Annotated in this window: 1 pseudogene; it reads left to right on the top strand. The window is 50.9% G+C overall.

Annotated elements, in window-relative coordinates:
• Positions 1-244, top strand: a pseudogene (locus Q4563_RS19690) (hypothetical protein); the annotation flags it as partial.
• Between the last annotated feature and the right edge of the window lie 31 nt (positions 245-275).

Here is a 275-nt window from a genome sequence, read left to right as displayed (position 1 = left end):
ATTCAATACCCGCTATCCACTGCTGAAGCACACGTTTGACCGGCTGGATTACATCGTCGACAAGTTCATCGCCAATGACGCCTGGCTGGTGATGAGTATCGAAACCGTGATGAAACGCCTGAGTCGCTGGCTGAATGGCATTGCCGAACTGAAAAAATCCGATGGCGAGGATGCTTTCTGGGTGTATCAGGGGCTGATGGCCAGTATCTGTGACTATTTGCAGTTACTGAGCCAGCGCCGCTGATTGCTGGTTTTATCGATCGATCAGTACTTCC

The organism is Gilvimarinus sp. 1_MG-2023, from assembly GCF_030548285.1.
Note: the sequence above shows the minus strand (reverse complement) of the source record. Positions and strands in the feature narration are given on the sequence as shown.